The organism is Sulfitobacter sp. F26204 (assembly GCF_026410305.1).
Classification (GTDB): domain Bacteria; phylum Pseudomonadota; class Alphaproteobacteria; order Rhodobacterales; family Rhodobacteraceae; genus Sulfitobacter.
The window spans coordinates 1-21,218 of record NZ_JAPMLQ010000018.1; the positions used below are offsets into that span (position 1 = coordinate 1).

General features: G+C 57.3%; 16 protein-coding genes, 4 pseudogenes and 1 other annotated feature. Of the genes and pseudogenes, 5 read left to right on the forward strand and 15 right to left on the reverse strand.

Going from position 1 to position 21,218, the window contains the following annotated elements:
* Positions 1-91: 91 nt before the first annotated feature.
* Positions 92-310: a hypothetical protein gene (locus OS190_RS20125; RefSeq protein WP_267160499.1), complete on the reverse strand. Its 219-nt coding sequence runs from the start codon at positions 308-310 to the stop codon at positions 92-94.
* Positions 311-736: 426 nt separating this feature from the next.
* Between OS190_RS20125 and OS190_RS20130 the strand changes: the two genes are divergently transcribed.
* Both OS190_RS20130 and OS190_RS20135 read left to right on the forward strand, forming a co-directional pair.
* The gene (locus tag OS190_RS20130) at positions 737-2,527 is read left to right on the forward strand and encodes an MOSC domain-containing protein (RefSeq protein WP_267160500.1); all 1,791 of its coding nucleotides are present in this window, start codon (positions 737-739) and stop codon (positions 2,525-2,527) included.
* Between the two features lie 147 nt (positions 2,528-2,674).
* Positions 2,675-3,073, forward strand: a pseudogene (locus OS190_RS20135) (transposase); the annotation flags it as partial.
* Positions 2,962-3,077 (forward strand) — a sequence feature (AL1L pseudoknot). Its footprint overlaps the pseudogene before it by 112 nt.
* Before the next feature lie 108 nt (positions 3,078-3,185).
* Here OS190_RS20135 and OS190_RS20140 read toward each other — a convergent pair.
* From OS190_RS20140 to OS190_RS20155, 4 genes are read right to left on the reverse strand one after another with little or no spacing between them, the layout of a single operon-like run.
* Positions 3,186-4,139, reverse strand: a complete 954-nt coding sequence (locus tag OS190_RS20140; RefSeq protein ID WP_267160501.1) for an ABC transporter ATP-binding protein — start codon at positions 4,137-4,139, stop codon at positions 3,186-3,188.
* The gene (locus OS190_RS20145) at positions 4,136-6,013 is read right to left on the reverse strand and encodes a dipeptide/oligopeptide/nickel ABC transporter permease/ATP-binding protein (RefSeq protein ID WP_267160518.1); all 1,878 of its coding nucleotides are present in this window, start codon (positions 6,011-6,013) and stop codon (positions 4,136-4,138) included. Before OS190_RS20145 ends, OS190_RS20140 begins: the two co-directional genes overlap by 4 nt.
* On the reverse strand, positions 6,013-6,960 hold the full coding sequence (locus OS190_RS20150; RefSeq protein WP_267160502.1) for an ABC transporter permease: 948 nt from the start codon (positions 6,958-6,960) through the stop codon (positions 6,013-6,015). Before OS190_RS20150 ends, OS190_RS20145 begins: the two co-directional genes overlap by 1 nt.
* Positions 6,961-7,015: 55 nt before the next feature.
* The gene (locus OS190_RS20155; RefSeq protein WP_267160503.1) at positions 7,016-8,590 is read right to left on the reverse strand and encodes an ABC transporter substrate-binding protein; all 1,575 of its coding nucleotides are present in this window, start codon (positions 8,588-8,590) and stop codon (positions 7,016-7,018) included.
* 97 nt (positions 8,591-8,687) lie between these two features.
* Here OS190_RS20155 and OS190_RS20160 point away from each other — a divergent pair, with 97 nt between their 5' ends.
* Entirely contained in the window at positions 8,688-9,359 is a 672-nt protein-coding gene (locus tag OS190_RS20160) for a DUF1028 domain-containing protein (protein WP_267160504.1), read from the forward strand.
* Positions 9,360-9,376: 17 nt separating this feature from the next.
* On the opposite strand, the gene OS190_RS20165 is transcribed toward OS190_RS20160, so the two are convergent.
* Positions 9,377-10,165 carry a FadR/GntR family transcriptional regulator gene (locus OS190_RS20165; RefSeq protein WP_267160505.1) on the reverse strand — a complete coding sequence of 263 codons (789 nt, stop codon included), beginning with the start codon at positions 10,163-10,165 and terminating at the stop codon, positions 9,377-9,379.
* A 68-nt stretch (positions 10,166-10,233) separates the two neighbouring features.
* Here OS190_RS20165 and OS190_RS20170 point away from each other — a divergent pair, with 68 nt between their 5' ends.
* On the forward strand, positions 10,234-11,475 hold the full coding sequence (locus OS190_RS20170) for a M20 family metallo-hydrolase (RefSeq protein WP_267160506.1): 1,242 nt from the start codon (positions 10,234-10,236) through the stop codon (positions 11,473-11,475).
* Positions 11,476-11,662: 187 nt separating this feature from the next.
* Positions 11,663-11,992: pseudogene (locus tag OS190_RS20175) on the forward strand (IS6 family transposase); the annotation flags it as partial.
* 224 nt (positions 11,993-12,216) lie between these two features.
* Here OS190_RS20175 and OS190_RS20180 read toward each other — a convergent pair.
* From OS190_RS20180 to OS190_RS20220, 9 genes and pseudogenes are all read right to left on the reverse strand, one after another.
* Positions 12,217-13,157, reverse strand: a pseudogene (locus OS190_RS20180) (IS3 family transposase); the annotation flags it as partial.
* A gap of 195 nt (positions 13,158-13,352) precedes the next feature.
* Positions 13,353-13,922: pseudogene (gene tnpC / locus OS190_RS20185) on the reverse strand (IS66 family transposase); the annotation flags it as partial.
* A 60-nt stretch (positions 13,923-13,982) separates the two neighbouring features.
* Positions 13,983-15,236: a Zn-dependent hydrolase gene (locus OS190_RS20190; protein ID WP_267160507.1), complete on the reverse strand. Its 1,254-nt coding sequence runs from the start codon at positions 15,234-15,236 to the stop codon at positions 13,983-13,985.
* 90 nt (positions 15,237-15,326) lie between these two features.
* On the reverse strand, positions 15,327-16,505 hold the full coding sequence (gene metX / locus OS190_RS20195) for a homoserine O-acetyltransferase MetX (protein WP_267160508.1): 1,179 nt from the start codon (positions 16,503-16,505) through the stop codon (positions 15,327-15,329).
* A gap of 12 nt (positions 16,506-16,517) precedes the next feature.
* Entirely contained in the window at positions 16,518-17,504 is a 987-nt protein-coding gene (cysK, locus tag OS190_RS20200; protein WP_267160509.1) for a cysteine synthase A, read from the reverse strand.
* A 47-nt stretch (positions 17,505-17,551) separates the two neighbouring features.
* Positions 17,552-18,445, reverse strand: coding sequence for a DMT family transporter (locus tag OS190_RS20205; protein ID WP_267160510.1), 894 nt, complete (start codon positions 18,443-18,445; stop codon positions 17,552-17,554).
* Positions 18,446-18,497: 52 nt separating this feature from the next.
* Positions 18,498-19,244 carry a YqcI/YcgG family protein gene (locus OS190_RS20210; protein WP_267160511.1) on the reverse strand — a complete coding sequence of 249 codons (747 nt, stop codon included), beginning with the start codon at positions 19,242-19,244 and terminating at the stop codon, positions 18,498-18,500.
* 220 nt (positions 19,245-19,464) lie between these two features.
* Positions 19,465-20,313 (reverse strand): arginase family protein, encoded by an 849-nt coding sequence (locus OS190_RS20215; protein ID WP_267160512.1) that lies wholly within the window; start codon positions 20,311-20,313, stop codon positions 19,465-19,467.
* A 53-nt stretch (positions 20,314-20,366) separates the two neighbouring features.
* Positions 20,367-21,170, reverse strand: a complete 804-nt coding sequence (locus OS190_RS20220; RefSeq protein ID WP_267160513.1) for a YggS family pyridoxal phosphate-dependent enzyme — start codon at positions 21,168-21,170, stop codon at positions 20,367-20,369.
* Positions 21,171-21,218 lie beyond the last annotated feature (48 nt).

The following is a 21,218-nucleotide window of genomic DNA, read 5'->3' on the forward strand; positions in this document are numbered from 1 at the left end:
TTCCGTTTCGACATCGTCAATCTCCTTCGTGTTGAAGATCAACAGACAACAAATTGCAGCTTACGTCAGTGTCCGAATTTCGGGGGGTAGCTCAGTTTTGATGCGGCGGCGTATAAAGCCGCATCGACGCGCCGGTTGGCAGGGCTAAGTCACGAGTGGCAACCGGGCCGCTGGGTTGAGGGCCGTTCTTCCGGTATCCATCGCGGTAACGAGCGCGTTCATCGTCAAGGCTTGCCTCCAAAGCCATGTCAAGTTCCGCGCTCAGGTCATCAAGAAAGCCGATCAATTCTGTGTCAAGTGTATGCTTCATTGTGGTCCTCACTTAGCATGAAAAAAATACGAACATTCAAGTGCTTCAAAGAGCGGTTGTGACGTGGCCGATATGTAAGACAGCTCTGCCGTTCGGGGAAAGTGATATTTGATCAAATTTATTATTGACCAGAGTTGCGATCTGAGCAACAGATATCGCATGTCAATAAATAGAAGTTAGATGAGCGATCGTGCACTCTCAACTATAGTTCTAGTTCATACCCTTACAAGGTTTCTGAAGGCGCAGGCGATGCTACCTGCGCTCGGGATAGTTCAACGAAGGCTGCGACAATCAGGAGGTGAATGCGAGCGCGCATTCGAACTAATTTGATAAAAACTTTTGCTTTGGGCTGCCGGTGCGATTGCGTACTTTACTGCGGCACCCGCCATATTGCCTGGACGACAAGGTATGAAACGCAGGCCCGAAATGAATGATGTAAGAATCGCAGATTTGTTCTGCTATCCCTTAAAATCCGGACGATGTCAGAACCTGACATCAGCGCAGCTTAACTCTGATGGTATTCTCGGCGATCGCCGCTGGATGGTGGTTGACGAACAGGGTGTGCAGATCACCGCACGCGAAGCGCCCTGCCTTTTAGCTCTGGCGATTGTCGGAGGCGACCATGATAAAGCAAGCCTCGTATTGCCAGATGGTGAACGGTTTTCAATACCATCTCAGAAACCCGTGCGGGAAGTGAACCTGTTTTCTGAACCCTTGGTCGCTGCTGACGCAGGTGATCAAATCGCGGAGCGACTTTCTGCGCTCTTGGGTCGTACTGCCCGATTGGTTGAAAAAACTCCGGAAACGCGACGTCGCTATGACGAGGCGAACTATGGCAGGTTTGGCGATGCCGCTCCGCTTCTGATAATGAATCAAAACAGCTTGGATGCTCTAAACGCACGACTGGCTTGGCCTGTTTCTATGGACCGCTTCCGACCCAACATTGTGTTGTCCGGAGCAGACGCATTTGCCGAGGACACTTGGAAGCGACTTGAGATTGGCGACGCTATGCTAGCGATAGTTGAACCATGTGCGCGCTGTGTTCTGACCACAATCGACTCGCAGACAAGGCGCCGTGATCTTAGCCAAGACCCACTGCGAACGCTTTCGGAGTTTCGTAGTGATGACAACGGCGATATCCACTTCGGTATATATGCGCGTGTTCTGCGTTCCGGCACGATCGCGCAAGGAGAGATTGTTGGCATCCGCGAAAGCACTACGCCAACCGTCTATGAAAAGAAACGGGCGCAGATAACTATACCGCCTGACAGGTACCTTCTGCGCTTGATCAGCCATGAAACCGCAGCGACCCAAGCGCGACATCTGTGGTTCCGTTTCGAAGGGCAACCACCAGCCGCTCCAATCAAACCCGGCCAGTACATCACACTGCGGGTCCCACAAGAGGATGGGTTGGAAGCCGTACGATCCTTCACCATATCTGCGCAGCGCGACGGCGGAGCGGAAATTCGCTTGTCTATAAGGCAACAGGCACGCGGTGGCATCTCGGAGTTCCTCACGCAGTTCGCGGAGGTCGGCGATACGGTCTGGGCCAGCGGTATTCATGGAGACTTCACGCGCGATGATTCAACCCATGAGGGGCTTTTCCTCTCAGCCGGGAGCGGCGTCACGCCGTTTCTCGCGATGCTCGCTCAAACAGCGTATTTCGGAGAGGTCGTCCACATTCACATGGACCGGGCAGCTGATCGAGCGATTGGCCTCGACGAACTCAACACGGCCCAAAAACGAATTCCCGGCTACAGTTTGCAAACCCGGTGGAGCGGGGAAGTCGGCCGCCTTGATACTGATTGTCTCAGCTCAATTCCACGGCTGGCATCTCGGACAGTGTGGCTGTGTGGCCCGAATGGCTTTGTCGAGGGCGCAAAAACATTGCTCGGGCAGCTTGGTGTAGCCCCTCATAATATACGCACTGAGGTGTTCACACGGCCAAGCTCTGGTGAGGAAACCGGCGAAACATTCGAGGCCATTCTGGATGGCGGCCCGCCGGTGCGGGTCGATGCTGGGATTCCCCTGCTCAAGGCGTTGCGAGCAGCCGGACTGAACCTGCCGTCATCTTGTGAGATCGGCAGTTGTGGTACATGCCGGTTGAAGCTGATTGAGGGACACTGCCAAGGCGCTGCCGGCGAAGATCAGACAGGCACCGTGTTGCCCTGCACAGCCTATGCCCGATCGGATCTGCGTCTAAAGAGATATTTGTGAGCGTTCACGTCGTAGTAGCCGCTCAAGTAGGCTAGTTCATCATCTGCGTAATGGTGTGAGACTTTTTAGACGCGTAAATAAGTGTGAGGACTCCAATAGTGAACCGCCCCTTGTTTGCCGGAGACCCAGAATTAAGGATACTGGGTTATGGAAAAGAACAAATGTGGAAACAGATATTCACCTGAGGTGCGCGAACGTGCTGTGTGGATGGTATTCGAGCATCAGGGCGAATTTGACAGCCAATCTGCTGCGATCAAATCGATTGCGCCTAAGATTGGCTGTGGGCCGGATAGGCTGCGAGCGTGGGTTCGACGAGCTGAAACGGACAGCGGTCGACGTGATGGTGTAACGACTTCCGAACGCGACCGGATCAAAGCACTTGAGCGCGAGAACCGCCGGCTTCGGCAGGCCAATGAAATCCTGAAGAAAGCATCAGCGTATTTTGCTCAGGCGGAGCTCGACCGCCCTTTTCGGAAATGATTGCGTTTGTCAAAGAGCACCGAGCGACGTGTGGGGGTCGAGCCGATCTGCCGTGTGTTGCAGATCAACAGACAACAAATTGCAGCTTACGTCAGTGTCCGAATTTCAGGGGGTAGCTTACAACCTTGCCTCACCGTCGCGACGCATTACGCGGATGTCCGACATCTGAACCAGATGCCTATATCGGGTTGAAGCACGCAAATTCCCTACCGCTTTCGTCCGGCTTCAACGCGGGTCTGTCTTTGCGGCACAGATCGGTTGCGTTGGGGCACCGCTCGTTAAATGCGCAGCCGACGGGGGGCGACAACGGGTCGGGCAGTTCGGTCTCGGCACTTTCGGGTGCGGCAATGGGGCGTCCGACCTCAGGTGCGCTTTGCGCAAGAAGGGCGGTATAGGGATGGCGCGGATGAGCAAAGATTTCCCGTGCCGATCCGATTTCTACGACCGAGCCAAAATAAAGGACTGCGACGCGATCGCTGACGGCTTCGACTACGGCGAGGTCGTGGCTGATAAACAGATAGGTCAGCCCGAACTGGTCTTTCAGGTCTGCCAACAGGTTCAGAACCTGCGCCTGCACGGACACATCAAGTGCTGACACCGGCTCATCAAAGATCAGAATGCGGGCTTCTGCGGCCAAGGCGCGGGCGATACCGATGCGCTGCGCCTGTCCACCGGAAAATTCATGCGGGTAGCGGTCGAGAAATTCTTCCCGCAGGTTTACGGCTGCAAAAATTTCGGAAATGCGGGCGGCCCGTTCGGCTTTGTTCTTGCCGTGGAGTTTGCGCAGGGGAACCTCCATGATCTGCCGGATGGTTTTGCGTGGGTTCAGGCTGCTGATCGGGTCTTGAAACACATATTGAATGCGTTTGCCAAAGAGGGCTGGGTCGGCGTTGTCCAGAACGGCCCCTTCAATTTCGATCTGTCCGGTGGTGGACGGGAGCAACCCGACCAACATTTTTGCAAGCGTAGACTTGCCGCACCCGGATTCACCCACGATGCCTAACGTTTCGCCAGTCGTGACTGACAAGTGGATCGGCTGGACCGCGTGAACCATCGCCCTAGGCGGGCCGAACATGCGTTTGCCGATCGGGAATGACTTGGACAAGTCGGTAAGTTTGAGGGCCTCGGTCATGCGCTGGCCTCCTGTGTATTCTCGGGGAACAGGCAACGGGTTTTGCGGGCCGGAGCGGTCGCGGCCAGATCAATGGCACCTGAACGACATTCCATCTGTACTTTGTCACAGCGGTCGGCAAAGGCACATCCATCCGGCAAACGATCCACGACAGGGGGTAGGCCCGGAATAGCTGCCAGTTTGCGCTGGCCACCGCCCAAGGTCGGCACGCAGTCGATCAAACGGCTGGTGTAGGGATGTTGTGGGTTGCGCAGTACGGCGTCTGTCGGGCCTTCCTCGACGATCTTACCCGCATACATGACGGCAACGCGGTCGCAAAGTTGGCCGACGACGCCGAAGTCATGGGTGATGAACAGGATGGCAAGTCCGCGTTCACGCCGCAGATCGTTGAGCACGGACAAGATTTGCGCTTGAACAGTGACGTCCAGCGCCGTCGTCGGTTCATCCGCGATGATCACGTCAGGGTCATTGGCCAGCGCCATGGCGATACCGACACGCTGGCGCATCCCGCCCGACATTTCATGAGGGTAACTGTCGATCCGGTTTTCAGCGTTCGGGATACGCACGGATTTGAGCAAGTCTATCGCGCGGCTGCGAGCCGCGGATTTGGAAATGGTTTCGTGGGTTTGAATCGCTTCGATCAACTGGTCGCCGATTTTATACAGTGGGTGCAGCGTCGCCAGTGGATCCTGGAAAATATAGGCAACGCGCCGTCCTCGCAGAGATCGCAGAACCTCGTATTTGGCACCGATAATGTCATCGCCATCAAAATGAACGGCCCCACCCGTAATCACACCGGGGGGTGAGGCGACAAGGCCCATCACACTGAGCGCGGTGACGGATTTGCCTGACCCGCTTTCGCCAATGATGCCAAGGCATTCACCCTTTTCGACGTGCAGATCAACGCCGCCGACGGCTTTGTAAACACGGTTGCGGACTCGGAATTCAGTTTGTAGCCCGGCGATGTCCAGAAGGCTGTCTGTTTGGGCACGGGTCGTTTCGCGGCGGTCCACCTCGGTCGCAGGCATCGGACGGCTGAGCGCGCCGGATTTCAAACGCGGATCGAGCGCATCGCGCACACCGTCGCCCAACAGGTTGATGCCCATGACGATGATCAGAATCATCGCACCGGGCACAATGGAGGTGTGCGGATTGGTAATCAGCGCGGAACGTGCTTCGCCTAGCATTGAGCCAAGGTCGGCCTGTGGAGGTTGCGAGCCCAGCCCAAGGAACGATAGCCCTGCCGTTTCAAGGATCATCCACCCGACGGTTGTGGACATCCCGATGACAATTACGGGCAGGACGTTTGGCAGCACCTCACGCAGGATGATTTCGCTGTCGCGCATACCCGCCAGCCGCACCGCGTCGACGAATTCCTTATGAGCAACCCCGACGGTGATACCGCGAATGTTGCGAGCAAAGAACGGCACGTTGACGGCGGCCACGGCGAAGAGCGCATTCATCAGACCAGGGCCAAGAGCTGCGACAATAGCGAGCGCCAACAAGATATATGGAAACGCCATCAACATATCGACGCCACGCATGATGATATTGTCCGTGCGTCCTCCGAAATAACCAGCGATGATCCCGATCGCAGACCCGAGCGTTGCAGCGATGATCGCGGCGGCGACACCCATCGCAAGGCTAAGGCGCGTGCCCCACATTAGGCGGCTGAGAAGATCGCGCCCCAAATGGTCTGTCCCCAGCACGGCACCTTCGCTGAACGGTGCCTTGAAACGGTTCGGTGTGTCGGTGACGTCCGGATCTGCCAGTGGCAAAAGCGGCGTAATCAGCGCCAGAAAAACGACAATCCAGATGACTATAAGACCCGCCAAAGCCAGACGGTTGCGCGCGAGAAGTTTGAGAAACGCCATCATGTCTTGATCCTCGGATCGAGCAAGGCTTGGGCCACGTCCACCATGATATTGAACATCACATAACAGGCGGCGATGAACACCACCCCGCCTTGCACCAGCAAAATGTCGCGTTTCAGGATCGCATCGACCAACATCCGGCCGACGCCGGGCCATTGGAACACCATCTCGATATAGACGGCGCCAGACAGCACGAACCCTGCCTGAATACCAAGGATCGGGATGATCGACACCATCGCCGCCCGCAACGCATGGCGCCAGATGACACGACTTTCGCGGACACCCTTGGCGCGGGCCGTGCGGATAAAGTCCTGTCGCAGAACTTCGAGCATGGCGGAACGCGCCAGTCGCGCAATGACGCCGGTCGCCACGACAGACAGGGCAATCGCTGGCATCGCAAGATGGTCCAGCAGCACCCAGAAATTTCGGTCCCCGTAAATTGGCCACATCCCGGAAACAGGAAACCATTTCAACCGCACAGCAAAAAGTAGGATCATCATCATGCCAAGGAAAAAGGACGGAATGGAAATGCCCAGCAGCACGACAAACGTGATGGCTTTGTCGGCAAACCCGTATTGCCGCGCGGCAGAGACCACGCCAGCCGCGATGCCAAGGATCGAACACAATACAAACGATGTCCCCGCCAGGATCAGCGTCGCGCCGAACCTGTCCAAAACCTCGTCGATCACCGGACGGTTCAGGGCAAAGCTGCGCCCGAAATCGCCCTGCATCATATTGCCAAGCCAAATGAAATATCGCGGCACCAATCCTTGATCCAAGCCAAGGTCGCGGTTCAGTTTTTCGACGTTTTCAGGCGTTGCGTATGAGCCGAGGATCGCAGTCGCCGGATCGCCAGGGATCATCGCCATGATCAGGAAGACGATCACACTGATACCGAGAAGCACCGGAATAGCCGAAACGAGCCGCTTTAATATATAACCAGTCATTGTCCTGCCCTAATCGGTTTGCGCGGCCCAAAAATTCAGGCCGCGCAATCTGCCATTAGTTTTTTGTCACATCATCCAGCAGCAGGAAGAAGGAAGGCTGTAGCGAAAAGCCTTCAACCCGATCGGAGGTCACGGCGTTCTGCTTCCAGTTTGCCACGAATACCCATGGGGCGTCTTCCTGAACGATGACCTGCATCTCTTGATAAAGACGCGCGCGTTTATCCTGATCCGTTTCAATGCGGGCGGCCTCAAGCAATGTGTCGACTTCGGGGTTGGAATAGTAACCAGAGTTGAAACCACCGGCTTCCGGCCAAGCATCAGTGCGCAGTGCAAGGAAGGGCAATGTGTCGGGATCGTTCGTCATCCACGCCATTTCCGCCATGTCTGCCTTGCCCTCAAGACCGGGATTCACGTTGCCAAGGAACGTGTTCCATTCGTAGGTTTCGATTGTGACGTCCAGTCCGACCGCTTCGAGGTCCGCCTGAATTGCGGTGCCCATTGCCACGGGGTCAAGCATCCCGGACCCGCCTTCGGTGACATAGAACGTCAACTCGGCACCTTCCGCACCTGCCTCGGCCAAAAGCTCGCGCGCTTTGTCCGGATCGTAGGGATATGGTTCAAGATCGGCGTTGTATGCCCAGGCAAATGCGGGCGGCGTCGGACCTGCCGCTACTTCTGCGGTGCCTTCAAGAACATCGTCAACGATCGCTTGCTTGTTGATTGCGTAGTTGGCCGCCTGACGGACGCGCACGTCTGCAAACGGACCTTCTTTGGCGTTCAGGATCAGGAACCAGACGTGTGGCCCCGCCTGTTCGTGGACGGTGTAAGTATCACCCTGAAATTCGTTCAGCGCAACGGGCGGAACTTCGACCATCAGGTCAATGCCCCCCGCCAGCATTTCGGCTGTGCGAGTGTTGGCGTCGGTAATCGGGCGAAAAACAACAGTCTCAAGCTCTGGTGCGCCATCCCAATAGTCGGGATTGGCCTGCACGACGACTGCTTCATTGCTGCGCCATTCGCCAAAGGAAAACGCGCCTGTGCCGGAGGGGTTTCGGCCAAAGTCGGCACCATGCTCCGTCACCGCAGCAGGGGAAACAATCAGGCCAGTTGGATAGGCAAGGTTTGAAAGAAATGGAGCATAGGGTCCGTTGAGTTTGAAGGACACTGTCTGAGGGTCAATCACGTCGACACTTTCGACAGCGGAAAAGAAGAACGCCAACGGGAACGGGCCGGTGTTATGATAGGGATGTGACTCGTCGAGCATCCGGTCAAAGTTGAACTTCACTGCCTCGGCGTCGAAGGCGCTGCCATCATGAAATGTCACGTCATCGCGCAGAGTGAATGTATAGACAGAACCATCCTCGGAAATCGTCCAGTCGGTTGCCAGTGACGGCTCGACCTCAAGGGTGCCGTCCTTATAACGCACCAACCCGTCATACATGTTCATAAGAATGCGGAAATCGTTGACAGCGGTTACAGCCGCCGGATCAAGCGCCTGCGGTTCCGCGATCTGGCCGACGATCAATACATTTTCCGGTGTTTGCGCGAATGCGCCGCCCCCCGACAGCGCGAATGCCGCGGCAGCGGTTGCCGTCAGTAGTGCGCGACGGGACAGGGTTAAGAAGGTCATTGGTTTATCCTCTCTGTATTTGCCTATTTATCATGATTAATTGTATTTGGACAAATTCTCATGATAAATACAAGGTAAATGTGCTAAGGGTCGCGGAATGACGTTTTCAATTTTGACATTTGACGCAAAAACAGGCGTTTATGCGGGAGCAGCGGCGACCGGTAGCCTATGTGTCGGCGGCTGGGTGCTTCGCGGCGATATCGAATCGGGCCTGTGTGCGTCGCAAGGAACTGCGCCCAGTACGTTTTGGCGCGACGATGCGATCCGTCAGCTTTATGTCGGAAATCGCGCCGAGGACGTTGTCGAAAATCTTGTCGCACCCGATACCGGACGCGCACATCGCCAGCTTTCAGTGTTAGACAAGTCCGGTGCCACCGCAGGGTTCACCGGAGAATACAGCGTCCCGTTCGCCGACGTAATCGCCGCGCCGAATATGATCGTTGCCGGAAACATGATAGGATCCCGTGACGTTCTGGATGCTTTGATCCATGGCTTTACGACCGGCACGGGCACTCCGGCGAACCGGTTGATTGCCGCACTGAATGCCGCCGAAGATGCCGGTTCTGATGTTCGTGGTCTACAATCCGCAGCGCTGCTGGTTCTTGCGCCAAACGCGCCGCCGATCGACTTGCGGGTGGATCACAGCACAGCACCGCTTGAAGCGCTGTTGGCCCTTGCGGATAGGGCCGGTCAGCCGCCCTATGCAAACTGGCTAGACGAAGCCCCGACAATTTTGGACCGCAACCGCGCGCCGCGCACCTCTGATTAAGCCGCGCCTAACACCGATTATTCCGTCATGAACTGCCGCGTGATGCGCATTTCCTGAACATTCATCATCCGTTCAGCACCCTCCATATGGGACATCATGATATCGCGGGCGCGACTGCGTTCGCCTTTCTCCAAAGCGTCGACCAGGTCGATCTGGTGGCGACGTCCCCGCTCCCAAAGCTCTTTGTTCGGTGCGGCATACAGCCGGTGGTAAACGGTTAAGTCCGACAGAATGCGGGCCATGAAAGAAATTACAAAACCCATCAACTCATTTTCTGCAGCATCAGCCAGACGCGCATGAAACACCAATGATGATATATGTTGTTGCTTTTCTTCTTCGGGCGTCTTTGCGGGTTCCGGATGCTGGTGAGCCATGCTGCGCAATTCTGTCAGCGTTTCTTCATCCAGTGTTCCTGCAAGATTGGCCACCAGCTCCGGTTCCAGCAACTTTCGCAGTTGATAGATGTCCGATAGGGATAAATTCTTGAAATAGAAGTAGTTTCCCAGCAAGGATATTGCCCGCTCCTTGCTGACTTCCCCGACAGCGCTGCCACCGCCCGGCCCTGTCTTGGTTACAATCAGGCCCTGCGCCTCGAGAATTCGCATCGCTTCGCGAACGGTCCCCTTGGAAACACCGAACTGGGCAATCATCGCGGCTTCGTTTGGTAGTTTGTCCCCTTTGCGTAAATCACGTTCGACAACCCAGTGTTTTATCTGGTCCGCCACCTGCACAGGACGGGACCGTTTTTGCGCACGTGGTGCGTCAGTTATTTTGGGTTCACTCGATTGGGCAGCGTTATTCTTCATTACAATTTTCTAGACGACGGATAACGTCTTGTGTAGTTCTAAATTTATCATAATAAATTGGATTCTCAATGACCCTTGGTGAAACTGCGCAATCACGCCTTTCTGAAATCGCCGGATGCTCGCAGGCGGGTGAGGGTGTGACACGCCTGCCGTTTACGCCAGAACACAAAGCTGCCCTGGAACATATTCTGAGTTGGATGCGTGCCGCGGGCCTTGATGTGCATATGGACAATGCCGGCACAATGGTCGGACGGCTTGAGGGACCGAAGGGCAGCAAAACGTTGCTCATTGGTTCGCATCAGGACTCCGTTCCCAGTGGTGGGCGTTATGACGGGATCATGGGAATCGTGTTGGGATGTCTCGCGATCGAGAAGCTGCAGAATGAGTGCATTACGCTTCCCTTATCTGTCGAGGTACTTGCATTCGCGGATGAAGAGGGTGTGCGCTTCCCGACGGCCTTGCTCGGCCCTCGCACTTGTGCAGGTACCTTTGACGCCTCCGCATTGGACCTCGCGGATAACGACGGCGTGACGCTTGGGTGCGCACTCGAAGATTTCGGAGGGGACCCCACGCGCCTTGACCAGCTCGCTCGAGCCCCGTCGGACGTGCTGGGTTATCTTGAGGCCCATATCGAACAGGGGCCGGTCCTGGAAGGGCAAGGTGCGCCCCTTGGTGTGGTGACAGGGATATGCGGGATAGAGCGTAACTTGCTGCGGTTTACCGGCACAACAGGTCATGCGGGAACGGTCCCTATGGCAGATCGTCAGGACGCGCTAGTTGCCGCGTCCCGCTTTATCGCGGCCGTCTCGGACAAGGCCAATGAAACCAATGCCATCCGTGCGACAGTCGGGTCGATTTCGGTTCATCCCAACGCCGTGAACGCTATCCCCAACGTCGTCAATTTCCCGCTTGAAGTCCGCTCGATCTCGGATGAGGCGCGGCTGGGCTTCACGGATCAAATGCGCAAACTCGGCGATCAGATTGCCCGTGACCGCAATTTGTCTTTTGAGATGGAGCAAACCTATTCGCAGCCCGCGGTCACCTGCGATCAAGGATTATCAAATGCATTGTCCGCTGCCGTCGAAAGCGCCGGACACCGCTTGATCACGCTTCCGTCCGGTGCGACGCATGATGCCTCCGCCATGTCAGACCTGTGCCCCATCGCGATGCTTTTTGTGCGCTGCAAGAACGGCCTGAGCCACCATCCGGACGAATACGCAAACGCTGCAGACATGAATGCCGCCATCGACGCGATTGCGGGATTTCTGGTGTCGTTGACACCGGATGAGCTCGCCTACGGTGATAATTGACGGAGCAACAAAAACGGTATCGTCCCCCTTAAATCAAGCGGATTGAATTCCTTCGAAATTCGGCTTGCCTGCGGTTTCGGATTTTGGGGAATGTCGCAGCATTGGTCAAGGAGAGCTCTTTTTCCGGTGTTGTCACATTAACGGTCCTGAGGTTGCTGGTTCATTGATCTGGGCGTAGGCGGTGTCGATGCAGACACAAAAGATCAGCTACAAACTCTACCGGTTTCCGCCTCAGATCATCGCTCATAATGTCTGGCTCTACGTCCGGTTCAACTTGAGCCTGCGCGAGGTCGGAGAGCTGATGCTGGAACGTGGCGTGGACGTTTCGTATGAGACAATCCGGCGCTGGAGCGTCAAGTTCGGTCCCCTGATCGCCCAAGTTCTACAGCGACGTCAGCCGCGCCCCGGCGATGTCTGGCATCTGGACGAAGTCGTTGTGAAGATCGCGGGCCGGTCATACTGGCTCTGGCGCGCGGTCGGCCAACACGGCTTTGTTCTTGAGGAAATTCTCCAATCGGGGTGAGACAAGCCCGCCGCCGCTCTGCGCTCACCATCCGCTACCATCGGCTCGAAGCATTCGAGGCGTGGAAATCCGCAGCACAGGCCGCTTGATCAACGAACAGCTTGCCAACTTGCAAATTCGGCGAGCTAACGCGACAACAGGATACAATTAGAATATTTGGAGTATGGGTCAAAAGTAACCCGAATGCTTCAGCCTAAAATTGAGATGCCCCTAGTTTCCTAGACACCTGCCTCGTTCATTTTCTGTTGTTTTATTTCATAGTCAACCGGTGACAGCATGCCGTTGTTTGTGTGCTTGCGTGTTGGGTTGTAGAACATCTCAATGTAGTCGAACACGTCCTGCCTTGCTGCGTCGCGTGTGAGGTAGGTCTGTCGCCTGATCCGTTCGCGCTTCAAAAGATGGAAGAAACTTTCCGCAACCGCATTATCATGGCAATTCCCACGCCTGCTCATGCTGGCAACCAGATCGTGCTTGGTGAGAAACGACTGCCAATCTTTCCCAGTGAATTGCGAACCCTGATCAGAATGGATCATGACCTGGGCCTTAGGTTTGCGCCGCCAGACCGCGCTCAGTAATGCCTGTAATGCGAGGTCGGATGTCATGCGTGACTGCATTGACCAACCAACGACACGCCTTGAGAACAGATCGATTACAACAGCCAGATATGACCAACCCTCATGCGTTTTGATGTACGTGATGTCGGTCACCCACACTCGATCAGGCGCATCAACTTCAAACTGCCGATCCAAGGTATTGTCAGCAACGACAGCGGGCTTCCCTCCGTAACGACCAGGGCGACGTTTATAACCAATCTGTGCTGCGATACCTGCAAGGCTGGCCAAGCGTGCTACACGGTTCTCTGAACAAGTCTCACCAGCATCGCGCAGGTCGTCTGTCAGCTTGCGATACCCATAGACTTTGCCGCTATCAGTCCATGCTTGATGAATCAGATCTGTCTGCCGCGCATCTTCAAGCGCACGATGGCTTAACGGTTCTTTAAGCCATGCATAGAAACCGCTGGAATGCACAGCCAGCACACGACACATTGACCGAACAGAAAACTCCGCACGGTGAGCCCCGATGAACGCGTACTTCACTGAGACTCGCGCGCGAAGTACGCGGTCGCCTTTTTTAGAATTGTCCGCCCCTCGGTTAGCCGAACCCGCTGGCATCGGTGTTGACCACCGGCGAGGAAAAGCCGAACGGGTGAAAAAACATCAGATACGGCAGCCAGTTGATGTTTCCCTTGTCGGCGAATTCCTCGGAACAGGCCTGCATATGCGGCGTTAGTTTGGTGATGGCATTCGTGGTATGGCTCCGGTTCGGAGGGAATTGATCGTAAGCGGTGCGCCGTTCACACGGGTTTGACGTAGTTCCACGGCAGCAACTCTTCGATGCTCGCTTGTTTGTGCCCGTCAGCGATGGCTGTCAGAACGCCAGACAAATAGCCATGCGGTTCAATCCCGTTGAGTTTGCATGTCTCGATCAGGGACGCGATGATGGCCCAGTTTTGTGCGCCCGCATCATGACCCGCGAAGAGTGCGTTTTTACGGTTCAGGGCGATGGGACGGATGGTGCGCTCGACCGGGTTGTTATCGAGCTCGACGCGGCCATCGCTCAGGAACAGGCATAAGCCGTCCCAGTATTTGGCGATGTATTTTAGAGCCTCTCCGGTGGGTGACTTGGCCGATACACGGGCACGGTTTTGGGCGAGCCAAATCTCGAAGGCTTCGATGATGGGTTTTGAGCGCTCTTGCCGTGCACTCAGACGTTGGTCCGCTGACTGGCCGCGCAGATCTTTTTCGATGCGATAAAGTACCTGGATTTGGATCAGACCTTCCTGCGCGATCGGAGCTGCGCCTGATTGGGTGACATCGTACAACTTGCGACGGGCATGCGCCCAGCAATAGGCCAGTGTCACGTCTTGAGCTGTAAGCAGTCGTAATCGTGGAAAGGCCCGGGGCTGGGCGCCCCGATCCGGGGCTCAGCTTTCGGTCATTGCCGCGGCTAGGGTGGCCCGCAAAAGCACGTTGGCGCCCGCCTCGGCCCATTCGACCGAAATCTCTTCGGCCTCGTTATGGGACAGGCCACCGACGCAGGGGCACATGATCATTGTGCTGGGCACCACCCGGGCAAGCCAGCAAGCGTCATGCCCCGCACCCGAAACAAGGTCCATGTGGCTGACACCCAGCCCTTTTGCGGATTGGCGCACGATCGACACCAGTTCGGGATCGAAGGCGACCGGGTTCACCCGCCCCACTGGTTCGATGCTGATGCCAACGTCCAGATCGGTGGCGATCCGGGTCGCTCCGGCCTCGACTTTTGCGTGCAGCATATCGAGCTTGGCCAGATCGGGAGACCGGACATCAACCGTGAACACGACCTTGCCCGGCAGAACGTTGCGCGAGTTCGGCAAGAAATTGACCTGCCCCACGCTGCCCACCGCGCCCGGCTGGTGCTGCATCGCGAGATCCTGAACCATCTGCAAGATCTGGGCCATTGCCAGAGCCGCGTTCGAGCGCATGTTCATCGGGGTCGAGCCGGTGTGTGCCTCCCGTCCGTTCAGGGTGATTTCGAGCCAGGAAAAACCCTGACAGTCAGTGACCACGCCAACATCGCGCTGCTCGGCCTCCAGAATTGGGCCTTGCTCGATATGATATTCCAGATAGGCGCGCATAGGTTGGCTGCCGACCGGTTCGGTGCCCATCCAACCTATGCGGCGCAATTCTTCGCCCAGGCTCTTGCCTTGCTCGTCGCGACGAGTATGGGCATAGTCCAGGGTATAGGCCCCGGCAAAAACCCCCGAGCCGATCATCGAGGGTACAAAGCGGGCTCCCTCTTCGTTGGTCCAGTTGACAATGCCAACCGGGTGGCGGGTCTGGATACCCTGTTCGTTCATCACACGCACCACTTCGAGCGCGGAAAGGACCCCCAGCACGCCATCATAGCGCCCGCCGGTTGGCTGAGTATCCAGATGTGATCCCATGAACACCGGGTCGGCATCAGGATCGGTGCCGGGCCGCAGGGCGAACATGTTGCCCATCTGGTCTATGGTCAGGCTCATACCCTCGGCTTCGCACCAGCTCTGGAACAGACGCCGGACCTCCGCATCGTCATCGGTCAGCGTTTGGCGGTTGCAGCCGCCTGCAACACCGGGGCCGATCAGGGCAAGCTCATGGATGGCGTTCCAGAGGCGGTCAATATTGATCTGGGCGGTTTTCGAAATCTGGTCCAGCATGTCGGATCCCTTTCAAGGCATGTGTCGTAATTGAGTGGGCAGCTTAGTGATGTCGTAATTGAGTGGGCAGCACAGTGAGGCGATGGCGCGTCACATCACCGAAACCGCCGGGCGTTTGGTTGGGATCGAAGCAAGAAAGCGGCCAACAGGCGGCGCGAACTGATCGAATTCGGCAAGAAAAGCGTCATGCCCGCGCAGCGAGTCAAGGTGAAGGATTTCGGTCGGGACCTTGCCGCCGTTCAGGCCGTCGACAATGGCCGCCTGCTGCCACGCCGGGAACAGGATGTCCGTCTTGGTGCCGATCACCAAGGACCGTTCTAGGTCAAGCTGCGACAGCGCACAGTGCAGATCGCCGTCCGTCTCGTCGGCCAGGTCGAACCTGTCGATGGCCCGGCTCAGGTACAGGTAGCAGTTGGGATCGTAGTGCCCGACAAAGCCATTCACCTTGTACCACAGATAACCTTCGACCATGAATTCCGGCGCGAAAGCCTCGTCCTTCGCGGCAGCCGCCGGGACTGCCGCGATCCGGTCCCGGGCAAAGCGTTGCTGCCATTCCTCGGGCGAACGATAAGACAGCATACCCAGCATCCGCGCCTGCGACATGCCGACGCGCACATCGGCCGCGTGCTCGTACTGGCCGCGGCGCCAGGCCGGATCGTTCAGGATCGCCTGACGCTGCAGGGACCGCAGTGCGATGGCATAGGTGGCAGCCCTCGCCGCGCCGGAGATGTTGATATGCGTTCGGGCAATGTCGGGATAGCGGTGCAGCAGCGCAAGAGCGCTCATCCCGCCCATAGAGGTGCCGATCACGCAGCTCAGTTGCCGGACCCCAAGCTGCCGAACAAGACAACGCGCCGCTTCGGCGATGTCCTCGATGCTGATCTCGGGGAAATCCAGACGGTACTTGCGCCCTGAACGCGGATTGACAGAGGCCGGGCCGGTCGAACCGAAACAGCCCCCCGGCGCGTTGAAGCAGATCACGAACCAACGGTTGGTATCCACCGCCTTGCCCGGACCCACCATTTCCTCCCACCATCCCGGAGAGGTGTTCCCGGGATGAGATGCGATATGTGCGCTGGCGGAAAACCCGCCGAATACCAGGATCGCGTTGCTGCCGTCATCCGCAAGGCGGCCGTGGGTTTCATAGGCGATCCGGGCACCATGCAGGACGCCACCGCGTTTCAGGCTGAACCCGTCAGGCAACTCTGCAAAAAGAGTTGCCGCAGGTACGACCTCGCTAGTCCGGTCAGGTGCGTCTATCTTGCTCATCCCTGCCCCACCTCAAATCGCAAGTTCGAGTTCGGGCGTGCTATCGAGCGCGGCCAGCCATTCATCGTCGGACCCTTCAGAGAGGCCTTCAAAGAGGAACGTGGACAGATACCGTTCACCGGTGTCCGGCAGCACCGCCAGCAACACAGATCCTTCGGGAGCGTCCTGCGCGATCTCAAGCGCGGTGGCCACATTCGCCCCGGAGGAAATGCCCGCAAAGATGCCTTCTTCGACCGACAGCCGTCGCGACGTGTCGCGGGCCACCACTTCGTCAATTTTGCGCAGCTCGCTGATCACGCTCTGGTCCATGACACTGGGCACGAAATTCGGTGCCAGCCCCTGGATCTGATGCGGGTTCCACACACCATCCTGAATGATGGCCGCATTGGACGGCTCGGCGGCGATGATCTTGACCTCGGGACGGGCCCGTTTGAGCATCTGGCCCACGCCTGTGACGGTGCCGCTGGTCCCAAACCCGGCGACGAAATAATCGAGGCGATGATTGGCAAAATCGCTCAGGATCTCGGACGCGGTGGTCATGCGGTGATAGGCCGGGTTGGCCGGGTTGTCGAACTGACGGGCACGGAACCAGCCATGGCGCTCGGCCAGATCATCAGCGATCTTGTTACCACCGCTGCTGCCCAGATGACCGGGGAACAGGATCACCTTGCCGCCATAGGCCCGGATCAGCTTGCGGCGCTCGATGGAATAGGAATCCCCCATGACAGCGACGAACTTGTAACCGCGCGCGGCCGCCACCATGGAAAAGGCGATACCAACATTGCCCGAGGTGCATTCGACAATCGTATCGCCCGGCTTGAGTTCGCCGCGCTTCTCGGCGTCGAGCACGACCGCCAGTGCAAGCCGGTCCTTGACGGAACCGCCGGGGTTGAAGGATTCCACCTTGACGAAAACGGATACGTGTTTCGGCGCTATTTGATTGAGACGGACAATCGGGGTTCTGCCGATGGTGTCGAGGACGGAATTATATAAAGCCATCTTGATATACCTTTTGATTGAGCGGTTCGAGACAAAAACGGTCGGGATCAGTCCCGTTCAGCAGGCGTAGCTGCAACGGCAGAACGCGATTGCGCACGCGGAAAGATCGGGAAGCCCTGGTTCACGGCGTAACCCGCAAACAGGATCATCGTGCCGCCGGCGATCTGCACCAAGTGCATGGCTTTGCCATAGGCGAAGTAATCAACAAGGATCGCCACGACCGGATAGATGTAGGACAATACAGCGATCAGCGGCGTCGGCAATTTCTTGAAAGCCGAATACATGAGGATGTAGGTTAGGCAGGTGTGAAACGCGCCGAGGATCAGCAGGTTGGTCCACTGCGCCTGGGAAAAGCCGCTTGTCGCCTCAAGATTGGCCAGCGGCGCGAGCAACACGACCCCGACAGAAACCTGAATCAACGCGATCAGGTGCGGTTTGATCTCTTTAAGATGCTTCACGATAATCGATACGACTGCGTACAAGATGGCGGCCCCGATCGCCAGCGACACGCCCAGCAATTCCGCCGAGGCAAAGCTGAACTCGCCCATGTCGGGGCCGACGATCAGCACAACACCGACAAATGCGATAAGCACCCAGGCCAGCTTGTCCCGGGTCAGCTTGTCCCCCAGAAACAGCACCCCCATCAGAACAAAGAACAATGGCTGCGTGTGGTAGATCACCGTCGAGGTAGAGATCGAGGCAATGTTGAACGACGCAAAGAGCATCACCCAGTTGGTGACCAGAAACACGCCGCTCAGCGCCGCGATCAGCAGCGTCTTGCGGGTCAGGCCGGTGTTGCGAAAAAATCCCCGCGCATAGCAGTAGAGCGCAAGGAAGATCGCGCCAAACAGGCAGCGAAAGAACACCACATCATAGGGTGCCAATTGCGACTCTAGAACGAAGTAGCCGACCGTGCCCATAACGATCATGGCCGCGATCATTTCAAGGAGTCCGCGACTCCGTTCGGTTGGAAGCATCATTCCTATTCTCCAGTCATTCTGTTTGGGTCGGCGCCGCGTCGTTGCGAGATCCGGGGGAGCCGCCGCCTGCAGCATCTGTTCGGGCTGGGGCGTGTGGCATGGGGTTTTGTGAAAACGGGCATTGCGCAGGCCGGGCCAGGTTGGTTTCTTCCAACTGGTACTGCTGCCATTCTCGGTTATCTTCGTCGCCGAAAAAGCCCAATTCTTCGGGCACCGTGCCGCCGTTGTAATCGGCCACCCGTTTACGGATATTGGCACGCACAAGGCGGCCGCTCCGGGACTGCATGCTGGCGACTGCGTCGAAGTTTTCCCGTGGATTTATGACAAAGGTCAGGTAGTCGCCCAGATTGCGGCTGCGCAGAACCTGATGGTCCGGCGTGCTCATGTTCACGAACAACTGCACCTCGTTGAAGCAGAAACACCAGCTGTGATGATCCGGGTCCCTGGCAACATCCGTAGGCCATGGGGCGGGATCCATGCCGTGCACCCAGTTCAGCACCTTCCAGCCCAGGTCGTGCAGGCTGATGCAATCCAGCCTCGACGCTTCGAAGAACATCACCAGCGGTGAAAACAGCCTGTCGTTCAGGGGGGTCTCTTTGACGAAATTGGTGTAGTCGGTCAGCCCGACCAGAACGTCATCGAATTCGCCTGCCCCGTTGCATTCGGCAAAGACGAAACGCACGCCGTCGCTGGCCCACGCCTTGCGCCCGAACAGGCAAGGAAAGCTTTCGCTTCCTACGCGTTCGGTAAAGCCATCCATTGCGCTGCGCTGCCAGCGGCTGGCCAAAAGGTCACCGGAAAAAAGTTCCGGTTTCATAAACAGTTTGCCAGCCTGAATGCGGCGTCGTTCGGTTACTGGTCCGGGTGAAGTTTGAACGAACATCTTGTCTGGAATCCTCAGTTGCTCTCTTTGACGCGGAAAAGCCCGCGCAAAACAGGTGGGCCGGCAGTATTGCCGCCCCGGGGTTCATGTCATTGTTTCAGCTAAGGAGTGTCGCGTCTTTGGCGGCTACGGCGCTGGTTTGACTCAGCAAGGGGCTGAGCATTTCAAGGATCGTCTTGAGCGCGGTTTCGGACTGGTGGGAATCTGGCGGCACCTGAAACTCCGCGACCTCCAGGCCCAGGACCTGATCGAGCGAAAGCGCCGACAGGATGGCCTGGATCTGGTCCGGCAACAGTCCCCCGGACACTTTGTAATCGGCGGGAACATAGCCGGGTTCCAGCACGTCCCAGTCGATGTGAATCCACACTTTGCGCCCGTTCACGGCGCTCAGGACGGCCTCGGGCGTCACGTCGGACGCGGGGATGATACGGGCGCCTTCCCTGGCGATCGATTGCGCCTCTTCGGGGTCGATGTCGCGCGCGCCGACAAACACCACCTGATCCGCTTTCAGGCCCGCGCCAAGGCCGCTGTCCCACAGGCCGCAGGCTGCCGCCACGACCATACCACCCAGATACCCCGAGTCGGTCGTCTCAGGCGTGTTGAAATCACCATGCGCATCGACCCACAGCAGAACCGCGTCGGGATGGTTGCGCGCCATCGCGGGCAAGGACCCAAGGCTAATCGAACAGGTGTTCGACGCAAGCACGGTCAACTTGCCGCTCTGAATGCTGTGCCCGACCGCGTCTTGTACCGCTTGCAACGTCGGTTTTGCCTGCGGCAGGCTTTCGGTCCAATCGTCGTCGGCGGGCGCCGAGGGCGTGCCCACGGTTGTGGCCGTGAGACCGTATTCCTGCTCCAGCGCCTTCGCGGTGAGCGCCGCCCCCTGTATGGTCATAGCGGTTTTGTCGGCAGCGCGGCCTTGCGACACGATTAAATTAAATTGCATGGTTATGATCCCCTGTTCGGCAGAAACTTTTCGGTTGAAAATCAATCGACTGACTATGCAGGCGGAGGCGCGGCCACAGGGCCCGGCCAGTAGTGGCCATCCGGTGTTGGGCGTTGTCCAAAGATGCCCTGCCCGATGCGGACAACCGTCGCGCCTTCGCGAATGGCATCTTCAAAGTCTCCCGACATGCCCATGGACAGACCACGAATTTCGGGGTGGTCGCCCAGCGACTGATCGCGCAGCTTGCGCAAAATACGAAAACACCTGCGAACCCGGTCACGGTCGCCGCTGAACACTGCCAGCGTCATCAATCCCCGCGGGCGCAACTGCGTGCAGGTCTCAAGCACATCAAGGAACGCCGGAAGATCCTGGGGGACAAGTCCGTACTTGCTGGCCTCGCCGGAGGTGTTTACCTGAACATAGACATCCAGAACCCGGCCTTGTTCAGCCAACAGACGGTTCAACCGCACCGCCAGCGCCATACTGTCAAGCGCGTGGAACTCCTGCGCGAATTCCAGCATCTGCTTGGCCTTGTTCTTTTGCAGGTGGCCAACCATCGTCCAGCGCACCGGCAGATCCGTCAGTACATCGATCTTGGCCCGTGCTTCCTGCACCTTGTTTTCCGCGAAATCCCGCAGCCCGACCGCATAGGCGTGACGCAGAGTCTCGGCTGGCACAGTCTTGGTGATCGGCAACAGGCGCACATCCGACCGTTCGCGTCCGGCGTTGGCACAGGCCTGTGAAATGCGGCGTTCGATCTGTGCCAGACGGGTATGGAACAAGGCCTCCGGACTCGCACCAAATCGCGAGCTTTCGTCCTTTTGCGCAATCACTTCCAGCACGTTCAATACCGCCATTCAAAAACTTAACGTAGTGTTAATCCAAGTTGATCTACCCTTAAAGAT